The 6,362-nt window shown below is 59.9% G+C and carries 5 protein-coding genes and 1 pseudogene; 3 read left to right on the top strand and 3 right to left on the bottom strand.

Going from position 1 to position 6,362, the window contains the following annotated elements; genetic code table 11:
• Nucleotides 1-421, top strand: a pseudogene (locus ACIOUG_RS26410) (glyceraldehyde-3-phosphate dehydrogenase); the annotation flags it as partial.
• Nucleotides 422-602: 181 nt separating this feature from the next.
• Here the strand turns inward: ACIOUG_RS26410 and ACIOUG_RS26405 are convergent.
• A complete protein-coding gene (locus ACIOUG_RS26405) occupies nucleotides 603-1,904 on the bottom strand; it encodes an MFS transporter (RefSeq protein WP_401070028.1) in 1,302 nt (433 codons plus the stop codon).
• A 357-nt stretch (nucleotides 1,905-2,261) separates the two neighbouring features.
• Here ACIOUG_RS26405 and ACIOUG_RS26400 point away from each other — a divergent pair, with 357 nt between their 5' ends.
• Both ACIOUG_RS26400 and sthA read left to right on the top strand, forming a co-directional pair.
• The gene (locus tag ACIOUG_RS26400) at nucleotides 2,262-3,278 is read left to right on the top strand and encodes an FAD:protein FMN transferase (protein WP_401070025.1); all 1,017 of its coding nucleotides are present in this window, start codon (nucleotides 2,262-2,264) and stop codon (nucleotides 3,276-3,278) included.
• Nucleotides 3,279-3,475: 197 nt separating this feature from the next.
• Nucleotides 3,476-4,870, top strand: a complete 1,395-nt coding sequence (sthA, locus tag ACIOUG_RS26395; protein WP_401070024.1) for a Si-specific NAD(P)(+) transhydrogenase — start codon at nucleotides 3,476-3,478, stop codon at nucleotides 4,868-4,870.
• A 42-nt stretch (nucleotides 4,871-4,912) separates the two neighbouring features.
• Here the strand turns inward: sthA and ACIOUG_RS26390 are convergent, their stop codons facing one another.
• A complete protein-coding gene (locus ACIOUG_RS26390) occupies nucleotides 4,913-5,635 on the bottom strand; it encodes a glycerophosphodiester phosphodiesterase family protein (protein ID WP_003226579.1) in 723 nt (240 codons plus the stop codon).
• A gap of 14 nt (nucleotides 5,636-5,649) precedes the next feature.
• Nucleotides 5,650-6,231, bottom strand: coding sequence for a PilZ domain-containing protein (locus ACIOUG_RS26385; protein ID WP_401070022.1), 582 nt, complete (start codon nucleotides 6,229-6,231; stop codon nucleotides 5,650-5,652).
• Nucleotides 6,232-6,362 lie beyond the last annotated feature (131 nt).

Raw genomic sequence — 6,362 nt, 5'->3', positions numbered from 1 at the left:
GCTGAACATGGTCATCACCCAGACCGGAGCTGCCACCGCTCCGGCCAAGGCCCTGCCTGAGCTGGCCGGCAAGCTGACCGGTAACGCGATCCGCGTTCCGACGCCAAACGTGTCGATGGCCATTCTCAACCTGAACCTTGAGAAAGCCGCCACCCGTGAAGAGATGAACGAGTACCTGCGCTACATGGCGCTGCACTCCGATCTGCACAAGCAAATCGACTTCGTCAACTCGCAGGAAGTGGTGTCCACCGACTTCGTGGGTTCGCGTCACGCCGGTGTGGTCGACGCTGAAGCGACCATCGTTCAGGACAACCGCGTTGTTCTGTACGTCTGGTACGACAACGAGTTCGGCTACAGCTGCCAGGTAGTTCGCGTGATGGAAGACATGGCCGGTGTAAACCCGCCAGCGTTCCCGCGCTAAGCCTTAGCCGCAAATGAAAACGCCCCGACTTTGGTCGGGGCGTTTTTTTATGCCTGCTGAATCTTTATTGCCTGTGTTGGCCTCTTCGGGAGCAAGCCCCCTCCCACAGGTTTGGCGGTGTTCACACAATCATGTTGGCACCACCGCACACTGTGGGAGGGGGCTTGCTCCCGAAGGCGTTTTATCGGGCGCCACCCGCCACAGCCGCTTGCGCAGTCCGCAGCTCATGCTTGTTGCCGCGGAACAGCACCAGCGTCGCAATCAACCCCAGCACCGCCGCACCGCTGAGCCAGATCCCCGGCGCAGCCTTGTTGTCCAGCACATGGATCAGGTAAGTACAGGCCGCTGGCGTAAAGCCGCCAAAGGTCGCCGTCGCCAGGCTATAGGCCAGCGAGAACCCGGTCGTACGCACTTCCACCGGCATGATTTCAGTCAGCGCCACCACCATTGCCCCGTTGTACGAGCCGTACAGGAACGACAGCCACAGTTCGACGATCAGCAAATGACTGAAGCTCGGGTTCGCCACCAGCCACGACAATGCAGGATAAGCGGTCAGGATCGCCAGAATGGTCGCCGCCAGCAGTAGGGGTTTGCGACCGATCTTGTCAGACACCGCGCTCATCACCGGCAGCCAGAAGAAGTTCGACAGGCCGATACACACGGTCACCAGCAGCGCGTCGAAGTCCGACAGATGCAGTTCGGCCTTGCCGAAGGTCGGGGTGTAGGCGGTGATCAGGTAGAACGAAACCGTGGTCATCACCACCAGCGCCATGCCGGCGATGACGATGCCAAAGTTCTGACCGATCGAACGGACGATTTCGCGCAGGGTAGGGCGATGTTTACGCGCCTGGAATTCCGGGGTTTCTTCCAGCGAGCGACGAATGACGAAAATCACCGGAACGATCATGCAGCCGATCAGGAACGGCACGCGCCAGCCCCAGTCACCCATCTGTTCCGGGCTCAGCCAGTGGTTGAGACCCACCCCGAGCAGGCCGGCAAAGACCACCGCTGCTTGCTGGCTTGCCGACTGCCAACTGACGAAAAAGCCCTTGCGGCCCGGTGTGGCGATTTCCGCCAGGTACACCGAAACACCGCCCAGCTCGACGCCGGCGGAGAAGCCTTGCAACAAACGACCGAATAGCACGATCAGCGGGGCGGCGACGCCGAGGGTGGCGTAGCCGGGGACGCAGGCAATCAGCACCGTACCGGCGGCCATCAGCGCTAACGTAATGATCAAGCCCTGGCGACGGCCATGACGGTCGATATAGGCACCGAGGAAAATCGCTCCCAGCGGACGCATCAGGAAGCCGGCACCGAAGGTGGCCAAGGATAGCATCAGGGAAGCAAAGGCGCTGTCGGCCGGGAAGAAGGTTTTGGCAATGGCCGTGGCGTAGAAGCCATAGACCATAAAGTCGAACATCTCGAGAAAATTGCCGCTGACAACGCGAAAAATCGCTTTGCCTTTGCCCGTGGTGGAGGACATTGGTTCGTACTCTCTGTTGGCTGTCTTATTGGAAATCCCTGAACTAGACACGTCCTCGCCGTCACGCGGCAAACTCAGGCAGTACCCGTGAACAGTTTTGTAACCATATGTGTATAAAGATCGTTAGGCAACAACTGGTTAGGCCACTGCTTAAACGATATAGCCATTACCAAGGCCAGCATCTGGCTATCAAACGAATGAAAACCTGTAGGCGCTGCGGCACGCTGCGATCTCTTGATCTTGCTTCCAAAGATCAAGAGCAAAAGATCAGGAGCAAAAGATCGCAGCCTCGTTTCACTCGGCAGCTCCTACAGGTTCTGGCGCATAATCTTCAGCTTTGTGTGGGGAGTAGAGGATTTGTCTATAGGGAGGCTGATAGGCCTTTTGCTGCTGGTGGGCACTTTGTCCGGCTGCGGCAACGGCGACTCCATGGAAAGCTTCGGCGGCCCGACCATGGGCAGCACCTATTCGATCAAGTACGTGCGCCACGCCGGTCTTCCCGAGGCCGCGCAGGTCCAGCTTGAAGTGGAAAAAATCCTCACCGATGTCGATCAGCAGATGTCGACCTATCGCAACGACTCCGACATTGAACGCTTCAATGCTTTGCCGGCGAACAGCTGTCAGACCATGCCGGCTGCCGTGCTCGAATTGGTCCGTGTCGGTGAACAACTGGCAGAGCAAAGCGAAGGTTCCTACGACCTGACGGTCGAGCCGCTTATGAACCTGTGGGGCTTCGGCCCGCAGGGTCGCGAAGAGAAAGTCCCCGACCCCGCTGCACTGGCCGAAACCCTGCAACGGGTTGGCTATCACCACCTGCATATCGATGGTGATCGCTTGTGCAAGGACGCGCCGGTCGAAGTCGACTTCAACAGCATCGCCGCCGGCTACGCCGTCGACACCATCGCTGCCAGGCTCGAGTCGATGGGCATCCATGACTATCTCGCCGAAGCCACCGGTGAACTCAAGGCCAAGGGCAAGAAGCTCGACGGCTCGTCCTGGCGTATCGCGCTGGAGGAGCCGCGTGACGATCAGCAGGTAGCCGAACGGATCATTCAGGTCGATGGCTACGGCGTGTCCACTTCCGGTGACTATCGCAACTATTTCCTGCAGGACGGTCGGCGTTATTCCCACACTTTCGATGCGCGGAGCGGAGCGCCGGTCCTACACAACCTGGCGTCAGTCACGGTGATTCATCCTTCAGCGTTGATGGCCGATGGACTATCGACGCTGTTGCTGATTCTCGGGCCTGAAAGGGCTTGGGACTATGCCGAAAAACATGACATTGGTGCATTCTTCGTGATTCGTGCCGATACAGGTTTCGTCATCCGCACCAGTAGCGCTTTCGAACGCCTCAATGGCGCAAAAGTTGACTGAAAACAGTACGAAAGCTGGCGTTGTAGTGCAGGCAAAAGTAGCCTACGACGCGACCAAGGGTTAATGTGCGCGGCGTTGACGCTTCTATAGACTGTGTCCGGGTTCTTTACTGACCCCCAATTGTTCCTTCGCGCCGCGATTCGGCGTGATTTAGCCGCCGGTGCTGCTGGCACCGCGGCCTGTTCTGAGGAGTACGCATGGCTGTCTACAACTACGACGTGGTGGTGTTGGGTTCCGGCCCGGCGGGAGAAGGCGCGGCACTGAACGCCGCCAAAGCAGGGCGCAAGGTGGCGATGGTCGACAGCCGTCGCCAGGTCGGCGGTAACTGCACCCACCTGGGAACCATCCCGTCCAAGGCCCTGCGTCACTCGGTGCGGCAGATCATGCAGTTCAACACCAACCCGATGTTCCGGGCGATCGGTGAACCACGCTGGTTCTCCTTCCCGGACGTGTTGAAAAGCGCCGAGAAAGTCATTTCCAAACAGGTCGCTTCGCGCACCGGCTACTACGCCCGTAACCGCGTCGACGTGTTCTTCGGCACCGGCAGCTTCGCCGACGAGCAAACCATCGAAGTGGTCTGCGCCAACGGTGTGGTCGAGAAGCTGGTGGCCAAGCACATCATCATCGCCACCGGTTCGCGCCCGTATCGCCCGGCGGACATCGATTTCCACCACCCGCGTATCTACGATAGCGACACCATCCTCAGTCTCGGCCATACCCCGCGCAAACTGATCGTTTACGGCGCCGGCGTGATCGGTTGCGAATACGCCTCGATCTTCAGCGGTCTGGGTGTGCTGGTCGAACTGGTGGACAACCGCGGTCAGTTGCTGAGCTTCCTCGACTCGGAAATCTCCCAGGCGTTGAGCTACCACTTCAGCAACAACAACATCACCGTGCGCCACAACGAAGATTACGATCGTGTTGAAGGCGTGGACAACGGCGTGATCCTGCACCTGAAGTCCGGCAAGAAGATCAAGGCCGACGCCTTGCTCTGGTGCAACGGCCGTACCGGTAACACCGACCAGCTCGGTCTGGAAAACATCGGGGTCAAGGTCAACAGCCGTGGCCAGATCGAAGTCGATGAGGCCTACCGCACCTGCGTGCCGAACATCTACGGCGCCGGCGACGTGATCGGCTGGCCGAGCCTGGCCAGTGCTGCCCACGACCAGGGGCGCTCGGCAGCCGGCAGCATCGTCGATAACGGTAGCTGGCGCTTCGTGAATGACGTGCCGACCGGCATCTACACCATTCCGGAGATCAGCTCGATCGGCAAGAACGAGCAGGAGCTGACCCAGGCCAAGGTACCGTATGAAGTCGGCAAGGCATTCTTCAAGAGCATGGCGCGTGCGCAGATCGCCGGCGAGCCGCAAGGCATGCTGAAGATCCTGTTCCACCGTGAAACCCTGGAAGTGCTGGGCGTTCACTGCTTCGGTTATCAGGCGTCGGAGATCGTGCACATCGGTCAGGCGATCATGAGCCAGCCGGGCGAGTTGAATACCCTGAAGTACTTCGTCAACACCACGTTCAACTACCCGACCATGGCCGAAGCCTATCGGGTAGCGGCGTACGATGGCCTCAACCGGCTTTTTTGACGGGCTCCGGCCGGTGGCCTGAGCCGGCCGGGGAGACCGATTTCAGCAATTCTCGAGGGTGGCAGTGGCCAAACCGGGAAAGTCTGTAATCAGGCTGTCAACGCCGAAGTCGGCGAGTCTGCGCATCAGCGCAGGCTCGTTGACGGTCCACACCGACACATGCAGCCCCTGACGCTGCGCCTTCTGCAGGCGTTCCGGCGTACACAGCGTCCAGTTCAGAGCCAGAATCTCACAGCCATAGCTGGCCGCGACCTTTAACGGGTCGAGCCAGGCGTATTCGGCCACCAGTCCCCGCGACACGTCCGGCACCAGGTCCAGTGCCGCTTTCAGCACTTCCCGCGAACTTGAAGTAATGGTGACCTTGTCCAGCAAACCATGACGCTGCGCCATCTCGCGAATCGCCAGCACAGTGGTGGCTGCGCGGGTGCGCGAAGCGCTTTTGACTTCCAGCTGCCAGTGCTCGAAATCACATTTTTCGAACAGCTCTTCCAGTGTTGGAATCGGGCACGGCTTGATCCAGCCCGGGCCGCCCTTGCGCGCGTCGTAGGTCACCAGTTCGGCGGCGGTGTGCTCGACCACCTTGCCGCGCCGGTCGGTGGTGCGTTTGAGGGTCGGGTCGTGGATCACCATCAGCTCGCCGTCCTTGGACAGGTGCAGATCCAGTTCGCAACGGCGTACGCCGTGCTTGAGACATTCCTGAAAACTGGTCAGGGTGTTTTCCGGTGCTTCGCCCTTGGCGCCGCGGTGGCCGTAGATGAGGGTCACGGTGCTTCCTTAATTTAAATGCTTGATTCGTTCTGTTCACGGGCCAGGCGTCGTTCCTGGGCCTGTTTCTGCAGGATATAGCGGGCGAGCAACTGGCGCTGGGCGTCGGTCAAGTGTTCGAACTCCGTACCGACGTCGTAGCCGTCGCCCTTGCGGTCGCAATGGGTGACGCGGGCGCGCAGCAACAGGCCCAGCGCCTGGGGCATCAGCACCAGTTTCACCGACAGGTGTGCGCCAGTGGCGATCGGGGTCGGGTGCTGAAAGTCGATCCCGCCTTCGGAGATGATCACCGGTTGCGGCTCGCCGATCTTACCGAGCACGGTCAGGGCGACCACCTGGCTGAGCAGGTCGATGCGTTTGTTCTGCGATTTGAGGAACGCGGCGATGGCCCGGTCGCGCTCGCTGATCTGGCGCAACAGGTGCTGCGACTCGAATTCGCTCAGGTGCAGTTCGCTGAGCAGGTTGAACAGCGGGGAAGCATCCTGCAACACTTCCTGGCCTGCGGCTTCGGGAGCGGACAGGGGCCGAATTTCCAGTGCGATCGTGTCCTCGATACGGTAGTATTCGCGGCGATCTTCTTCATCTAATGTCGACATGGCGAACCCATGGTAGCGGCGGTGGTCTGAGTGTAAAGCTGGTTATCGACCCCCGCCACAAGGACGTTCCTTTTCCCTCCGAACAAGCCCCGACTTGTTCAGAGGGAAATGGAACGTCCTTGTGGCGGGGG

The organism is Pseudomonas sp. NPDC087803 (genome assembly GCF_044742995.1).
GTDB lineage: Bacteria > Pseudomonadota > Gammaproteobacteria > Pseudomonadales > Pseudomonadaceae > Aquipseudomonas.
Note: the sequence above shows the minus strand (reverse complement) of the source record. Positions and strands in the feature narration are given on the sequence as shown.